General features: G+C 60.3%; 18 protein-coding genes. 9 read left to right on the top strand and 9 right to left on the bottom strand.

What is annotated here, in order from left to right:
- Nucleotides 1-306 precede the first annotated feature (306 nt).
- Entirely contained in the window at nucleotides 307-798 is a 492-nt protein-coding gene (locus CFter6_RS12085; RefSeq protein WP_061540131.1) for an SgcJ/EcaC family oxidoreductase, read from the top strand.
- A 40-nt stretch (nucleotides 799-838) separates the two neighbouring features.
- On the opposite strand, the gene CFter6_RS25600 is transcribed toward CFter6_RS12085, so the two are convergent.
- The 9 genes from CFter6_RS25600 to CFter6_RS12040 all read right to left on the bottom strand — a co-directional run bounded on the left by CFter6_RS25600 (nucleotide 839) and on the right by CFter6_RS12040 (nucleotide 8,415).
- On the bottom strand, nucleotides 839-1,069 hold the full coding sequence (locus tag CFter6_RS25600) for a hypothetical protein (RefSeq protein ID WP_150118724.1): 231 nt from the start codon (nucleotides 1,067-1,069) through the stop codon (nucleotides 839-841).
- 152 nt (nucleotides 1,070-1,221) lie between these two features.
- Nucleotides 1,222-1,638 carry a hypothetical protein gene (locus CFter6_RS12075; RefSeq protein WP_061540129.1) on the bottom strand — a complete coding sequence of 139 codons (417 nt, stop codon included), beginning with the start codon at nucleotides 1,636-1,638 and terminating at the stop codon, nucleotides 1,222-1,224.
- Nucleotides 1,599-3,200 carry an aldo-keto reductase family protein gene (locus tag CFter6_RS12070; RefSeq protein ID WP_061540128.1) on the bottom strand — a complete coding sequence of 534 codons (1,602 nt, stop codon included), beginning with the start codon at nucleotides 3,198-3,200 and terminating at the stop codon, nucleotides 1,599-1,601. The genes CFter6_RS12075 and CFter6_RS12070 overlap by 40 nt, the downstream gene beginning before the upstream one ends.
- On the bottom strand, nucleotides 3,184-3,414 hold the full coding sequence (locus tag CFter6_RS12065; RefSeq protein WP_150118723.1) for a hypothetical protein: 231 nt from the start codon (nucleotides 3,412-3,414) through the stop codon (nucleotides 3,184-3,186). Before CFter6_RS12065 ends, CFter6_RS12070 begins: the two co-directional genes overlap by 17 nt.
- Before the next feature lie 289 nt (nucleotides 3,415-3,703).
- A complete protein-coding gene (locus tag CFter6_RS12060; protein WP_061540126.1) occupies nucleotides 3,704-4,189 on the bottom strand; it encodes a hypothetical protein in 486 nt (161 codons plus the stop codon).
- Between the two features lie 2 nt (nucleotides 4,190-4,191).
- The gene (locus CFter6_RS12055; protein WP_061540125.1) at nucleotides 4,192-4,851 is read right to left on the bottom strand and encodes a hypothetical protein; all 660 of its coding nucleotides are present in this window, start codon (nucleotides 4,849-4,851) and stop codon (nucleotides 4,192-4,194) included.
- Between the two features lie 31 nt (nucleotides 4,852-4,882).
- Nucleotides 4,883-7,324: a pilus assembly protein TadG-related protein gene (locus tag CFter6_RS12050; RefSeq protein ID WP_061540124.1), complete on the bottom strand. Its 2,442-nt coding sequence runs from the start codon at nucleotides 7,322-7,324 to the stop codon at nucleotides 4,883-4,885.
- Between the two features lie 211 nt (nucleotides 7,325-7,535).
- Entirely contained in the window at nucleotides 7,536-7,970 is a 435-nt protein-coding gene (locus CFter6_RS12045) for a YeeE/YedE family protein (RefSeq protein WP_061540123.1), read from the bottom strand.
- Nucleotides 7,971-7,980: 10 nt separating this feature from the next.
- Nucleotides 7,981-8,415, bottom strand: coding sequence for a YeeE/YedE family protein (locus CFter6_RS12040; RefSeq protein WP_061540122.1), 435 nt, complete (start codon nucleotides 8,413-8,415; stop codon nucleotides 7,981-7,983).
- 125 nt (nucleotides 8,416-8,540) lie between these two features.
- Between CFter6_RS12040 and pcaC the strand changes: the two genes are divergently transcribed.
- From pcaC to CFter6_RS12000, 8 genes are all read left to right on the top strand, one after another.
- Nucleotides 8,541-8,924 carry a 4-carboxymuconolactone decarboxylase gene (gene pcaC, locus CFter6_RS12035; protein ID WP_061540121.1) on the top strand — a complete coding sequence of 128 codons (384 nt, stop codon included), beginning with the start codon at nucleotides 8,541-8,543 and terminating at the stop codon, nucleotides 8,922-8,924.
- A gap of 88 nt (nucleotides 8,925-9,012) precedes the next feature.
- Nucleotides 9,013-9,615: a DUF2726 domain-containing protein gene (locus tag CFter6_RS12030; RefSeq protein WP_061540120.1), complete on the top strand. Its 603-nt coding sequence runs from the start codon at nucleotides 9,013-9,015 to the stop codon at nucleotides 9,613-9,615.
- 115 nt (nucleotides 9,616-9,730) lie between these two features.
- Nucleotides 9,731-10,699 carry a fatty acid desaturase gene (locus tag CFter6_RS12025; protein WP_236904656.1) on the top strand — a complete coding sequence of 323 codons (969 nt, stop codon included), beginning with the start codon at nucleotides 9,731-9,733 and terminating at the stop codon, nucleotides 10,697-10,699.
- 28 nt (nucleotides 10,700-10,727) lie between these two features.
- Entirely contained in the window at nucleotides 10,728-11,657 is a 930-nt protein-coding gene (gene osmF / locus CFter6_RS12020) for a glycine betaine ABC transporter substrate-binding protein OsmF (RefSeq protein WP_061540118.1), read from the top strand.
- Entirely contained in the window at nucleotides 11,654-12,859 is a 1,206-nt protein-coding gene (locus CFter6_RS12015) for an ABC transporter permease (RefSeq protein WP_061540117.1), read from the top strand. Before osmF ends, CFter6_RS12015 begins: the two co-directional genes overlap by 4 nt.
- A complete protein-coding gene (locus CFter6_RS12010) occupies nucleotides 12,852-13,796 on the top strand; it encodes an ABC transporter ATP-binding protein (RefSeq protein WP_061540116.1) in 945 nt (314 codons plus the stop codon). Before CFter6_RS12015 ends, CFter6_RS12010 begins: the two co-directional genes overlap by 8 nt.
- The gene (locus CFter6_RS12005; RefSeq protein ID WP_061540115.1) at nucleotides 13,793-14,551 is read left to right on the top strand and encodes an ABC transporter permease; all 759 of its coding nucleotides are present in this window, start codon (nucleotides 13,793-13,795) and stop codon (nucleotides 14,549-14,551) included. Before CFter6_RS12010 ends, CFter6_RS12005 begins: the two co-directional genes overlap by 4 nt.
- The gene (locus tag CFter6_RS12000) at nucleotides 14,548-15,342 is read left to right on the top strand and encodes a phosphate/phosphite/phosphonate ABC transporter substrate-binding protein (RefSeq protein ID WP_082814723.1); all 795 of its coding nucleotides are present in this window, start codon (nucleotides 14,548-14,550) and stop codon (nucleotides 15,340-15,342) included. Before CFter6_RS12005 ends, CFter6_RS12000 begins: the two co-directional genes overlap by 4 nt.
- Nucleotides 15,343-15,355 lie beyond the last annotated feature (13 nt).

Genomic DNA, 15,355 nt, shown 5'->3' with positions numbered 1-15,355 from the left:
GTGAAAAATGCTGTCAACCTGTATCTGACTGGTATTGGAAGATAGGCATTCCGGTCCTGTTCCGGTATCTCGGATGTGCGTCCAAGCCATTGTTTACATTAATTTTTCCGCAAGTCATCTGACCTGTTGTTTTTGCAAGTGGACTTGCTGCTGCGGGCGAGGATTGCTGCCCGTTCTTACCGTCAAACCAAAACACATGCAATTGCATGCATCTGTTTCACACCAAAATATTGCCTTATGGCACTATTCGTCTCGACTTCAAGCCATGCCGAAAATTGGCAATTTCTCTCACTCAATAGGAAAACCATGGAAATAAGCCGCGCAGTCCTGACAGCAGCCGTTGTTTTTGCGATCTCCGGTTGCGCCACGAGCCCAAACGGAGCTGAAGCCCCAGGGCCGCAAAACACGCAAGCCTGTGTCGCAGCCAGCGAGGCTGACATCGCCTCATTGTTTGATCGCTGGAACAGTTCGCTACAGACCGGAAACCCGCGCGCGGTCGCCGCAAATTATGCGGAAAACTCCGTCTTGCTTGCCACCCTGTCAAACAAGCCGCGCACCACCCGCGAAGAGCAGATTGATTATTTCGAGCATTTCCTGGCGAATAAACCGAGCGGGAAAATCAATTCGCGCACCATCAAGATCGATTGCAATACCGCCATCGATATCGGCCTGTATACGTTCACGCTGGGGAAAACGGGGCAAGAAGCGAAAGCCCGCTATACCTTCACTTACAAATGGGATGGAAAACAGTGGCTGATCACGACCCAGCATTCGTCATTCATGCCGGAGAAGGAATAGCCCGGGATGTGGGGGCCGGATACCGAGGATTGAAGCCTGGTCAGACTTGATGAATCACAATCAGCGAGGCGGCATAGGCCAGGGTCTTCCTGTAATTCGGCAAGCTGCTGTGAGTGTGGTTCGCCAAGGTGGTGAGCTGTTCCTTGAACGTCAGCAGGTTAAGCTCGGAATCGCCCGGCTTGCCGAGGATGAGATAGCGGCATGCATCGTGGATGACGGCAAGGATAGCGAGATCGACACTCCATGTACATTGACGTTCCTGGTATTTCACAAGAGTTTTCAAATTCAGTAATAAAGAGAAATATTCCGTGTTTTTTTATATACGGCCAGTCACCCGCCAGAAGTTGCGACGGAGCCCCCTGATCACGAACAGGTCCAGGGGCCTGGCGAACGCTTCCAGGCCCCTCCTTCCCTGTTAATGCCTCAGGGCACGACCCTGCTGATGCGCGTAGCCCAGTTGGTCAGGGCGACGCGGCTGCCGTTGCAGCTGAACTGCGCTACCGGGTCGGCTAGACTGGCGTATTGCGCCAGCGTACAGCCATGCGCAATGTACTCGGCGCCTAGCCAGATATCGTTGCCGTCGACTGCCGCCGCGCCGTAATCGCCCCACCGGCTGCGCGGCGTACCAAAGGCGTTATAGGCACCGAATTCGTCGTCTGGCCCGAGTCCGTTTGCAATGATCTTGACCGTTTCGCCCCTGTGTCCGCGGTCACGGCTGAAATGGATATAACCGGCGCTCGGGTAGTGATCCGCACCGGCGACGGTAAAGCCGATCACGCCTTTGCCGTTAGGCAGCGCCGCTATAGCCGGCCGCGTAACGCTGTTGCCGGCAAGCGCCACCTGGCCTGCCTGGTCACGGATGCGCCAACCTGGCCGGCCGAGACGGCGGGATTGAGCACGTAGTAGGCAATCCCGGTCTGCTCCTGGCCGGCGACATTGACGACAGTATCGAGTGCGCCATAGAGGCGGTCGCCGGTGAAAAACACTTGCTGCATGCGCGAATCGTTCGGATCCAGGTCCGCCAGCGTTTCCGGGACTGCCGGCAGGACAGTGGTCAGATAATTCCAGCAGCCGACGCCAGCCGGCGTCACCATGCTACGGTCGTTCAGACAGTCACGCAATGGCGCACTACCGGCTTTCTGCGGAATCGCAGGCGGCACACCGTAGCCGTCGACGCCGACCACGTTGTGCAGGAGCGTCAGCGCAGGCGCCGCGTCGTTCAGCGACCTGGTATTGCCGATGGCCCATACCCGCAGGCGATTGTCGTTGCCGGAATTGGAAAATACCGCGACTGAACTCAGCAGGTATTCGGTGCCGCGGTTGCTCCGTTCAAAGTCACCGGCCGGCGAGACTGCCGGCCATACCGTGAATCCCGGATTGCCGTCGAGCAAATAGTCGGCCGTGTCCAGCTGTACCACTTGTATCGAAGCGCTGCCGCTGACCAACGCTTTTTTCGATATGGCATATATCTGGGCGCTGTTGAAGCCGCCGGAAAACGGGAATTCATTGGTTGTCAGGTAGATGCCATGGGCGTCTGCGCCGATATGCGGATAATCGCCCAGGCATGGGCAATTTGCATGCTGGGGCGTACCTTGCGTGCCGTCATCCTGCACGGCGATCTTGTATACCGTCCAGCTCCCAAGCGGATCGGCAGACGAACTGACCGCAAGGTCGAGATGGTTCTTGCCGGTTTGCGCACCAGTGGCGGGATCGGTGTCCAGCGTCAGCACGAGGTGAAACCAGCGTCTTACATCCGGATCGAAATAGCAGGCCGGGTCGGTAATCGACGGGCCAAAGACACGCGGCGTGGCCTGGCGGTTGATTGCCGGCGCATAGCCGTAAAACGCATTCAGTGCGATATCGCCGCTCAATGCGACGCCTTTGCGGTTGTAGACTTTCATGACGTCATTCAGCGATTCCATGACGTAGCCGTTGCCGGCGCACAGTCCCTGGTCCGGCGGTTCTATGGAAAACTGGTTGCCGTTGCTTGCCAACCGCTGATTGCGTGAATTTTCGCCGTCAAAACTGACTTGCACCCGACGGTCGGGCGCATCTCTGCCTACTGCTTCGGTCCACTGTCCTTTGCCCTGCGTCCTGGCGATACTGCGGTTTATCTTGAACTTCGCCACCCGCGCCAGCACGCTGGTGGTGCTTTGCGTTCCGCTTTTACCGGTCAACCCTGCCGTACCCGCGGCGGTAGGACCGTCGGCAAGATCTGGCGCGTTCGAAAATACCGGTGAGATTTCAGGCGAGGACAATCCGTCGACACCGACAGTGGTGGCAGGGATATTGACCGTGCCGCTGCTGGGTATTTGCCTGGTGATGATGGCGCCGACGGCAAGGCTGGAAGTAAAACAGGCGAAGCTGAGAATTAACGCTAATCCACTAAAATTCCGATTCATTTTCTTCTCCAAAAACTATCATTTTTGAGCCCTTTTCAGGGGAAAGAAAAACCTGGCTTGTAGACAGCAATGCAGCAGCCGAAAGACGATCTGTAAAATCTTGAGGCCTGCCGGTTGAATCAAGATCCACTCGGCCTGGGGAAGGCTGGCGTTGAATGATGAGGGGCAAATTTGCCCTGCGGAAATTATATATATATTCTTCACGACGCCGCACATATTTCGCCATGTCAAAAAACAAAGAAGCTGGCGCAACGGCATACCTGCCTCGTTTTGAACCGGCGGCTATCCTTGCCAGGAATTATGACTGCCTAGCGGAGCATGTGCGTGGCCGGGGAAGCGCACCTTCGTTATTTCATCTAAATTCACAGGGTATTGATGTAAACCATTGAATAAAAAGGCTTTTGAGTTTCGCTCTGAATTTAATCTAAATCATAGGATTCATCTACAACACATTGAATATTAATGAATTTTCTTAAAACTCTCGCCGCATTCCAAATGTCGTCCTACGGCGCGACAAACCGCCACGCCGGATTGTCGAACATGGAAATCGTACGCGCGCGCACCGTGCCGGATGGGCACAGCTCATCCTGGGTGTACTGCGTCAACCGGATCGAATTCGGTACTTTCGCCTTGCAGATAATGCCGACGTATTCGGGCTCGATGGTGGCCGCCTTGAATACAAAGCTTTCCTTGTATTCATCGGTAGGCTTGAATATTTTTATCAGGTCGCCTGGGTTTTTCAGGCTGTCGTAATCAAAACCCATGCCCTGCGAAACCAGCGTCGACACTTGCGCCGGGTTGATGCCGACCTTGTCGACCCGGTAATTGCTGCCGAAACCGGAGGCGCCGCCGATCAGCTGCGACAGGTTGCCGTACTTGCCGTTGTTGAGCACCATGCCGACATTGTTGCTGGGAGCCAGCGGATTGAGCTCGTCAAACATGCGCTTGATCGCCACCGCTCCCGGCGCCGACCAGGAATTGGTAACCATGGTCAGGCTGCCCAGCGCGGTGCTGTTGGTGCCGCCGGCGGCCAGGCTGTCGGCCCGGGCGCGATGCCGAAGCGCTGCTGCAGGAAATCGGTGATGAAATCGCTCAGCCCGATGGCGCCGTTGACCTGCACCCGCTCGTAGGGTTTGTCATCGAGCTTCAGGCTGGTCAAGGTGTTGTGGGTGGGATCGAAGCCCATCGGACCGCCGGGTGTTTTGTCTGAATTGGTGACTACGCTCAAGGCATTGCCGGAGAGTGAGCCGAAAGTCGCGCCCTTCATCGTGCCGGTAAAAAAACGCGCTGCGGTGCTCATCCAGTCCGGATGGTCTTGCATCAAGGCGGTGCTGCCCTCGCCTTGCGACTGGCGCGCACCGCGCGGCGTCAGGTAGACGTTGCGGAATACCTGCGGCGCCAGGTTGCCGTCGCTGCTGTAGAGCGCTTGCGTTTCGGCGCCGCCGCTGGTCTTGTAAGCGGTACGCTCCCAGATCGCAAAGCGCGGGGCTTCGGCATTGAGCTGCGCCAGTTCGCCGAAGCGCCACACCCACTGCAGGCCGAACAGGAACACCATGAACAGGCTGCAGACAATGATGGATTCGACCAGCGCCTGGCCGCGCTGGCAGCGCAGCCTGGGCAATGCGGTGGATCGGGTGGGCAGCATGAGCATGAAGTCTTTCCGGCCGGGGTTCAGTTGATGATCAGTTGATGATGAAAAACAGTGCTTTCTCAGGGTAGTTCAAGCCTTCGAGCCGGGCGTTCCAGTACGGCAGCATCAGGTTGGCGTGCGAAACGATCTGGCCGCGCGTGGTCCAGCGCTCCACCGGCGCCCGATAATAAACGCGCGCCTTGCCGATTGCTTTCAGGTAGTCCTGCTTGAGTTCCGTATCGTAGTCATGCATGGGCTCGCGTCCGAGGTTGAATTTGCTTTCCGCACGCAGCGGCGTCTTGTCGACGTTCTGCTGCAGCGCCACCACGAACGACGGTCCGATATCCTTCAGGGCGTTGTCCTGTACTTCCTTGCTGGCCACGAACAGGTTGCTGGCTTCGCGGTCGCCCAGCTGGTAGTTGCCCATGTTGGCGCCGCGCATTTCCCACAGGCCGAAGCGTTCCGCCGGCAGGCCCATGTCGGCCGCCACCACGCCGCCCAGGCCGGGTTTCTGGAACAGCGTTTCGGTGCCGCGCGAGGTGCGCATGCTAAGGACGTCGATCAAATCGCCCAGGCCCAGGGCCTTGAGGATGAATTGGACAAAACCGTTGGGTGCGTCCAGCGGATCGTCGAACGCCGAGGTGGCGAGCGAAAAACCGCTGCCCAGCATGTTTGAGATGGAGCTGGCGACATTGCCGCCCAGGCTGGACAGCTGCTGGAAATTCGCCGCCTGCTGCGCCATCGCCGTCGCTACCGCTACTTCCGAATCGGCGCTGCCGGGATTAGGTGCATTCAGTGCGGCGCCGGAAGCCGGCATGCCGGCCGGAGCGCCGCCCAGCACGCCGGTCAGGTTGCCGGCATTGGCGTCTGGAAGATTTACTGCGGACTCTGAGGAATTGGAGGAATTGACGCCTGCGCCCGCCGCATTGATCACCGGTTCCAGGGTCGCCATGGCGGCGTTGTTGAGCGTCTGGCTGGCTGTGGCGATTTGCGGCTGGCCCTTCATCGCGCGCTCGCCGGAGGATTTGGCTATATTCATGACGCCGCGCTCGTAGTATTTCTTGGCCGCGCCGGCAGACAGCGAGCCGCAGGCGCCGCTTATGCGCGGCGCATAGAGCTCGCCGCTGGGCAGCGTGAAATACATGCAGTCGTCGATGCCGGTAGCCTCGCCCCAGAACGATTTCTTCCAGGACGAAGTATCTTTCACCACGTCCACGAACTTGGCCAGGTCTTCAGGCACTTCCTGGTTCTTGTCCATGCCCTGGCGGCCGACCTTGGACATGGTCACCGCGCCGGCCATCGGGATGTGGATGTTGAACAGGTGCGGATTGATCTCCATGATGTCGATATTGCTCCAGGCATAGGTACCGTCCTGCATCTGGATCATGCGGGTGCCGCCGGTGCGCTCGTACAGGCACATGATCGGGCTGACGATCAGGCCCACCGTATTCATGAATGCTTCAATCACCGGACCGATGACGTCCGCCGCGACATTGCCTTGCAGCGCCGGCACGATCTGCTCCAGGCCGTTGGCCGAGAGCCCGGTGAGGATGCCGTTGATGCCGCTCAGGTTGCAGCCGTCCACCGCCCACAGGCCCACCGCGTTGGGAAACAGCCGACGGCCGCCCATGGCGCTGGTCAGCTTGATCATGTCCTGCATCATCACCCGGTGCACCAGGTTGAAATCGGCGGTGCCGGTGCTGTCCGGCAGCTTGGTCTTCATCTCCGTGCTGCCCATGAACTTGCGCGGCGGCTGGTGCAGCTTGATCATGCTGCCGAAGTCCACCACGCTCTTGGCGACCTGGTACATGATGGTCTGCGGCACATACTCGGCTTGCGGTGCGTTGGCCGTCAGCAGTTCCTTTTGCATCGCGATCATGGCCGAGACGGTGGTAGTCAGGTGCACCTGCTGCGAGGCGAAAATCGCGTAGTTGGTCAGCGAGGTGGTGGCGGTGCCGGCATTGGCCAGCACCTGGCTGGTGACGCGCACGCCGTCGACGATTTTTTCCCAGTACTTGCCGAAGGTGGAGACGGCATTAAGAATGCTCGACAGGCCGGTGCCGATATAGGGGATGAACTTGGTCAGCGCAGCGGTGGCCTTCATCACCTTGGTATTGTTTTTCCAGTACTGGTCCGACATGGTCATGTTCGACCACATTGCCGTCATCTGGCCCACCGCCTGGTAGTTGGCGATCATGGCGCGGTTGGTGTAGGCAGTGTAGTTCAGGCCTTCCGCGGCGATATTGGCGGTGCTGTAGGCAATCGCATCGGCGGCGTTGACCAGGCGCCGCTTGTCGCTGGTCACCTGCGCCATGTTATAGACGGAAAATATGCCGACGCACAGCACCGCCAGGAAAAAGATCCCGATCGGCAGTATCGCGCCGCGGCTGTAGGTGTGATTGGGTATGTGGCTAAATTCGCGCCGCGGCAAGCGGCAGCGGCGTCCGGAGCGAGACCACTTGTTCACGTCCGGCAAGCATCGCTTCAGCACCATGTGGACATCCTGATTGGAAAGTAAATTTGCGCGAATGAGCGGTGGATCCACCGCTCTTGGCAACGCGTGTTAAAAACATGCGTTAAAAATCTTTCCGGATGGTAACTAGGTTTTGTTACGGGATAATGACGCTGGCGAGAACAAGTCTACGCGCACATATTGGATCGTCGATGGAAAGGATTGCAGAACTGCAGCCCCGGCACTACATCATTCAATGCGGCGATTTGTCCGCGTGCCGGCGCTTTTCAGCAATCTCGAACACGGCCATGCCCGCCAGCATTGCCGCTACAAACACCAGCGCCTTCGTCTCGCCCATGCCGAGGTCGACCAGGCCCGGCCCTGGGCAGATGCCCGCAATCCCCCACCCTGCGCCAAACAAGGCGCTGCCAATCAGCAGGCGGCGATCTATACGGCGCGCCGCCGGAAGCTTCATCTCGGCGCCGATCAAGGACGTGCTGCGTTTTTTTGCAAAAGAAAACGCCACCAGTCCCAGCGCGATGGCGCCGGCCATCACGAACGCCAGCGACGGATCCCAGGCGCCGCCGAGATCGAGGAAACCAAGCACCTTGGCCGGATTCGCCATGCCGGATACGATCAATCCCAGCCCGAACACCAGGCCGGCAAGCAACGATGTAACGATGAGCATGGATTTTTCCTTAAGCGGCAAACAGGTGGCGCAGCGCGTAGACAGTGAGGAAACCGCAGCCCATGAAGACGACGGTAGCCGCCAGCGAACGCGGCGACAGGCGCGACAAGCCGCAGACGCCGTGGCCGCTGGTGCAGCCGGAACCATAACGGGTGCCGATGCCGACCAGCAGCCCCGCCGCCGTCAAGGCGCCGAAACCGGCATCAATCTGCACGGCTGGCAGCGTTGCAAATAAAGCGTATACCAGCGGCGAGCCGACCAGGCCCAGGATGAACGCGGCGCGCCAGCTTGCATCTCCCGGCGCCGGCTGCAACAGCCCGCCCAGGATTCCGCTGATGCCCGCGATGCGGCCATTGAGCAGCACGAACATGGCGGCGGCCAGGCCGATCAGCAGGCCGCCCAGCAATGCGGGCCATGGTGTGAATGCATTCCAGTCGATAGACATCGGTTTTCCTCATGAGGACGAATATTTTGCGTGGCCGTTGATGAAACTTGTTTATTCTCGCATGATTGATACGGCGCCTGATCCAAAGAAGACAAGATCAATCCTCCAGATAAAGGAAAGACAGCATGGACAAACAATTCGAAGACGGCCTGGAAATGCGCAAGCAGGTTATGGGCGAGGAATTCGTGGCCAAGGCTTTCGCCGGCGCCGACGACTTCACGCGCCCGCTGCAGGAATACATTACCCGCAACGCCTGGGGCACGGTCTGGCAGCGCGACGGCCTCGACCTGAAAACCCGCAGCCTGCTGACGCTGGCGATGCTGACAGCGCTGGGCCGCACCCAGGAACTGAAAGGCCATGTGCGCGGCGCCCGCAACAACGGCGCGACGATGGAGGAAATACAGGAAGTGCTGCTGCATGCCACCGTGTACTGCGGCGTGCCGCTGGCAGTGGATGCTTTCCGCGCCGCCCAGGAGGTTCTGGCTGACATGGCGTCGGCCGGTCCCTAATGAGTTTACAGATCGAAAGTTGGAGACGAAATGTGCTGCCCTTTCGTTAAAGCTGATAAAGTTGCAAAAATTCCATCAGGGGAAATAAATGCTAAAGGCATTCGGTTTAATCATCCTCGGTTTGATCGTCCTGGCGGTTATTGCTGCCCTGGCGAGTAAAAAAGGCAAGGCAACAGACGCCAAGAGCGGCTACCAGTACAAAAGCAAGGCGCTGCTGACCCCGAACGAACGGGAAATGTACTGGGAACTGATCGACGCCCTTCCGGGTTATGTGGTCCTGGCCCAGGTGGCGCTTTCGAGCTGCATCGATGCAAAAAAACAAGGAGGCGCGTTCAACACGATCAGTGCAAAAAGCCTGGATTTCGTCATCTGCAATGGCTCCCTGGACGTCCTTGCGGGTATTGAAATCGACGACAAATCCCACGCCGGCGCGGCTGCACAAAAACGCGACGCCAGAAAAAACAGCGCCATGGCAGCCGCAGGCATAAAACTCATCCGCTGGCCGGCTGTTCCGCTGCCCTCGATCGAAGAAATCAGGAAAATATTCCCGGCTGTCCCTCTCTCCGTCGCGGAAAAATCGGCAGTCGAAATCATGCAGGAAAAAAAGATCAAAATCCTTGAACAGCAATTGTTCGGCATGGCGCGCAAACTGGAGGGCATTCCCCAGGGCAGAAAAGCCGCAGGCGCCTGAACGGCGCCGGGCGTCCAAGGCATATATTTATTCCGTATATAGTTGTTCAAAATGATTCGTTCTTTCTTGGCATATACCTACTATATATTCGCGGCTAATGGAAAGAGAGCCGCGCATGTACTTTTTACCTCACGACCCAAAATTCCATTTCCTTGATCAACCTGAGCTGTTGACCGCGGCTGTAGCCCCGGCGGAAGAAAAGACGCTGGCCGCAGCATGGCTGGCGCGCCTGGAATTGCCTACCTGGGGGCTGATTGCCCTGATCTACGGCGGCTGGCTGGCCACCGTGCTGCATTGGCGCGAACTGGGCCCGTGGCTCGGTACCCCTCTGCTGATCGCACTGAGCGCCTGGTACATGTCCCTGCAGCATGAGCTGATACACGGTCATCCGACCCGCCATGCCCGTTTCAACGCCTTGTTCGGCCAGCTGCCGCTGGCAGTGTGGTATCCATACGCGGTATATCGCGACAGCCACCTTGCCCATCATCGCGATGAAAAGATACTGACGCTGCCTGGCGCCGATCCGGAAACCTATTACGTGTCGCTGGAGAGCCGCAGCTCGTTGGGAAGGGCCTTGCGCCGCTTCCGCAATACCTCCGGCGGCCGCCTGCTGGCCGGGCCGGCGCTGGCATGGTCGCAGACCGTCCGCAGCGCGTGGCGGCAGCCCAACCGGACAACCATTGTTACCTGGGGTTGGCACCTGACGCTGCTGGCAGCGCTCCTGCTGTTTCTGCACGGCGCCGGAATATCCCCGTGGTTCTACCTTTTCGCCGTCGCTTATCCGGCCCTCAGCCTGACCATGGTGCGTTCTTTCTACGAACACCGGGCGGTCGAAGCCACACATGGACGTTCGGTAATCAATGAAGCGGCATGGCCCTGGCGCCTGCTGTTCCTGAATTTGAATTACCATCTTGTACATCACCTGCATCCCGGACTGCCATGGTTCCACCTACGACAAGCCTATCTGGCCGAACGCGAGACCTACCTGGAGCGCAGCGACGGCTTTGTCGAGCGCGGCTACCTGCCGCTGCTGTGGCGCCATCGCAGCACACCGGTGATTGCCGATATCCATCCCTTTGCCTGAACCGGCATTGCTATCTAACGGAGTCAACATGAGTCTGTACACTCGCCTGCTGGCCGCTGCCTTGGCCACCTCTTTGGCCGCTGCCCTGCTTTCCCCCATGGCCCAGGCCGCCGAACCGGTCCGCGTCGGTTCCAAGATCGATACCGAAGGCGCGCTGCTGGGCAACCTGGTCCAGCTGGTACTGGAAGCCAACGGCATCAAGACCGTCAACCGCCTGCAGCTGGGCACCACCAAGGTAGTGCGCGGCGCGCTGATCTCGGGCGAGGTCGACATTTATCCTGAATACACCGGCAACGGCGCTTTTTTCTTTTCCGACGAAAAGAATCCAGCCTGGAAAAATGCTGAAACGGGTTACCAGCTGGTGAAAAAACTCGATCTCGATAAAAACAAGCTGGCATGGCTGACGCCGTCTCCCGCCAACAATACCTGGCTGATCGCAGTGCGCAAGGATGTGGCGCAGGCCAACAAGCTCAAGACCCTGGTTGACCTGGGCCGCTGGATCAGCCAGGGCGGCCACTTCAAGCTGGCGGCTTCGGCTGAATTCATCGAGCGCCCGGACGCCTTGCCAGCTTTCGAAAACACCTACGGATTCAAGTTGAAACAGGACCAGCTGCTGACCCTCGCGGGCGGCGATACGGCGGCCACGATCAAGGCTGCCGCGGAACAGACTTCCGGCGTCAACGCCGCGATGGTGTACGGCACCGACGGCGCGCTGGCTGCGCTGGGGCTGGTAGCGCTGGACGACGTCAAGTCGGTGCAGCCGGTCTATGCGCCGACCGCGGTGATCCGCGCCGAGGTGCTGGCGAAATATCCCAAGATCGCGGATCTGCTGAAGCCGGTGTTCCTGTCGCTGGATAGTCCTACGCTGCAGAAACTCAACGCCGGCATCGCCATCGAAGGACGCGACGGCCGCAAGGTCGCCGGCGATTACCTGCGCAGCAAAGGTTTTATCAAATGACCATGGCGCGTCTGGCCAACCAGCCATGGCGCGTGGGCAACGTCGCGCTGCCGTCACTCAAGCTGCACAACCCGGTGCACCTGCTGCTGGTGATCGTCGCTATCGTCGCCGCCACCAACCTGCCCTTGCTGACCTATGCGCCTAACCGGCTGCTCAGCGGCCAGGGTATCTTGCTCAGCCAGCTTGCCGCGCGCTACTGGCTGCTGGCGCTGCCGGCCCTGCCGCTGCTCGCGGCGCCTTGGCTGCGGCCCTGCCGCCTTACTTATATTATCCTGCTGACGGCAGCGGCGGCGCTCAGCGGCGGCCTGCTGGCCCTGGCCGGACATGAAGCCCAGCTACGCAGCGGCGAGGCTGATTCCCTGGCGCGGATCTCGTTCGGCGGCGCCTTCTGGCTGTTGCTGCTGACTGCCTGGCTGCAACTGGCGGAGGCGCTGCGCGGCTTCGGCCTCGGTTTGCCGGCGCGGGTAACGCTGATATTGGCGGCGCTGGCGCCGATAGCGGCGCTGCTCGCATCGGGTTACCTGGATAGCCTGTCGCTGCTGAAGGAATACCAGAATCACCAGGAAGCATTCAACCTGGCGCTGCTGCGCCACCTGCAGCTGGTGCTGTTTTCGGTATTGCCCGCGGTGCTGCTCGGCGCCCTGCTTGGCGCCCTGTCTTTTCGCAGCCGGCGAGCGCGCAAGCTGCTGTTCCCGGTGCTCAACGTCATCCAGACCATTCCCTCGATTGCCCTGTTCGGCTTGCTGATCGGCCCGCTGGCGCTGCTGGGCAGCTTGTTTCCGCAATCAGGCATCGGCGGCGTCGGCCTGCCGCCGGCATTGCTGGCGCTGACCTTGTATTCGCTGTTGCCGATGGCGCACGGCACCCTGGCCGGGCTGGAGCAAGTGCCGGCTGATGTGCGCGAGGCCGCCAGCGGCATCGGCATGTCGCCCTGGCAGATCTTTTTCCGCGTCGAACTGCCGTTGGCGTTGCCGGTGTTCCTGGCCAGCGTCCGCGTCACTACGGTGCAGGCCATCGGGCTGGCGGTGGTGGCGGCGCTGATCGGCGCCGGCGGTTTCGGCGTCCTCATGTTCCAGGGCATGTCGAGCAGCGCGCTGGATCTGGTGCTGCTGGGCGTGATCCCGGTGATCCTGCTGGCCATCGGGGTCGATACGCTATTCAAGGTGGCGATCGCCATCTTCAGGAGAAAAATCCATGATTGAAATCGGCGAAGTCAGCAAATCGTTCAACGGCTGGCCAGCGGTCAGCGAGCTGTCCCTGACCATCAAGGACGGTGAATTCGTGGTGCTGATCGGCACTTCCGGCTCCGGCAAGTCGACCTTGCTGAAACTGCTGAACCGTTTACTGGAACCGGACAGCGGCAGTATCAGGCTGCACGGCAAGCCGGTGGTCGAACACTCGCCGGAACAATTGCGGCGCCGTATCGGTTATGCGATCCAGTCGGTCGGCCTGTTTCCGCACTGGACGGTGGAGCAGAACATCAGCGCCGTCCCGGTCCTGCTGAAATGGCCAAAAGCAAAGATCCACGAGCGCGTCAGCGAACTGCTGGAACTGCTGCACCTGCCCCCCGAAAAATTCCGCCATCGTTATCCCGACCAGCTGTCCGGCGGCCAGCAGCAACGGGTAGGCGTTGCACGCGCACTGGCGGCCGATCCCGACGTGCTGCTGATGGACGAACCCTTCGGCGCCCTTGATCCGGTGACCCGCGCCAGCCTGCAGCAGGAGCTGGCGAATATCCACAAGCTGTCCGGCAAGACCATCGTGCTGGTGACCCATGACATCGATGAAGCCCTGGCGCTGGGCCAGCGGATCGTGCTGATGGACCATGGCCGCATCGTGCAGCAAGGCACGCCGCGCGACTTCCTGCTGTCCCCGGAAAACGAGTTTGTACGCGAATTTGTCGGCCAGAGCGACGTCGGCATCCGCCTGCTCGGGCTGGACAAGATCGCCGGCCGGGTACGCACCGAACCGGAGATGGCCGGGATTGAACTCGGCGAACCGATCCGCAGCAGCAGCACCCTGCGCGAAGCCTTGTCCGCCTTCATCACGCGCAAGGCGCACAGCCTGCCGGTAGTCGACGAGCAAGGCCGGGCGGCCGGCGTGCTGCATTTCGCCGACCTGCTCGAGGCGCCGCGATGAAGCGGCTCCAGCGCCATCGCTGGCTCGCCGTCAGCAGCCTGTTGCTGCTGGCTTTTACCTTCGGCATGCCGTTGACGGCGCCGCTGTTCGCCGCGGTTTTCCCGCAACTGGCGCGTCCCATGTACATGCAAGATGCATTTACCACGCTGGTGCTGGCGCATTTGAGCATCGTGCTGCTGTCGGGCGCCGTTGCGGTTGTGGGCGGCGTGGCGGCGGGCCTGCTGGTGACCAGGCCGGCAGGACGGCCGTTCCGCTCTTCCCTGGAAACGGTGCTGGCGATCAGCCAGTCGTTTCCTCCCGTCGCAGTGCTGGCTGTGGCAGTACCGCTGATCGGTTTCGGCGAAACCCCTGCCCTGATTGCACTGGTCATGTACGGCGTGCTGCCGGTGGCGCAAGGCGCGATGAGCGGCTTATCCTCGATCTCGCCGGCCATCCTGGAAATTGCGCGCGGCATCGGCATGAACCGCTGGCAGATACTGTACCGGGTTGAGCTGCCGCTGGCGGCGCCGGTCATACTGGCCGGCGTACGCACTTCGGTGGTGATCAATATCGGCACGGCGGCGATTGCATCCACCGTCGGCGCAAAGACGCTGGGGCTGCCGATCATCGTCGGCCTGAGCGGTTTCAACACCGCCTATGTGATCCAGGGGGCGCTGCTGGTGGCGCTGCTGGCAATCGTGGCCGACCAGCTGTTTGACCTGTTGTCGCAGCGCTGGACGCCGCAGGCAGGCTTGCATGGCGGAGGCAATGCATGAGGTGTGCGTTGCCGATGTACCCGTTTCCGGCCGCCAGCCTGGACGAGTTCTGGAGCGGACTGCGCCATTACCTCAGGCTGGAAGGCGTGGACAATGTCTCGGATCGGCTCGGCCAGCCGCAAGATCTGTTGCAGCACTGGCAGGAGCCGGACCTGTTGCTGAGCCAGACCTGCGGTTATCCTGTATCGACGGTTTTACATGGCAAGGTGCAAGTGGTCGGCGCCTTTCATTTCGATGTGCCCGGCTGCGAGCAGGCAAATTACAGCAGCAGCTTGTGGGTGCGGCAAGAGGACGCGGCAAAACCATTGCAGGCGTTTGGCGGCACTGTTGCAGCCTGCAACGAGCGTCATTCGCAATCCGGCTATCACGCGCTGCGCAGCGCGGTTGCGCCATTCGCCGTCAACGGCAGATTTTTCTCGCAAGTAGTATTCAGCGGCGCCCATCGGCAGTCGGCCCGGCTGGTCGCCGGCGGCCAGGCTGACATTGCCGCGCTCGATTGCGTCAGCGCCTACTTCCTGAGCCGCCAGGAGCCCGAGACTTTCTCCCGCCTGGCGGCAATCGGCTTCACTGCGCTTATGCCCGGCCTGCCGCTGATTACCTCGTCGGCTACAGCACGCGCCACGCTGGCGGCGCTGCGCCGAGCCCTCGCGGCCAGTGTCGAGGCGCCGGAACTGGAAAACGCGCGCGGCGCCATGCGCATCAGTGGCTTTTCCATCCTGGATCAGCAGGATTACCGCATCTGCGCACTGAAGGCGGAACAGAACCGGACCGACGGCCTGGCCGACTGGTAGCACCGCGCCGATC

The sequence above is a fragment of the Collimonas fungivorans genome, from assembly GCF_001584145.1.
Taxonomy (GTDB): Bacteria; Pseudomonadota; Gammaproteobacteria; order Burkholderiales; family Burkholderiaceae_D; genus Collimonas; species Collimonas fungivorans.
The sequence above is the reverse complement of the archived record's forward strand: the minus strand, read 5'-3'. Positions and strand labels throughout refer to the sequence as shown.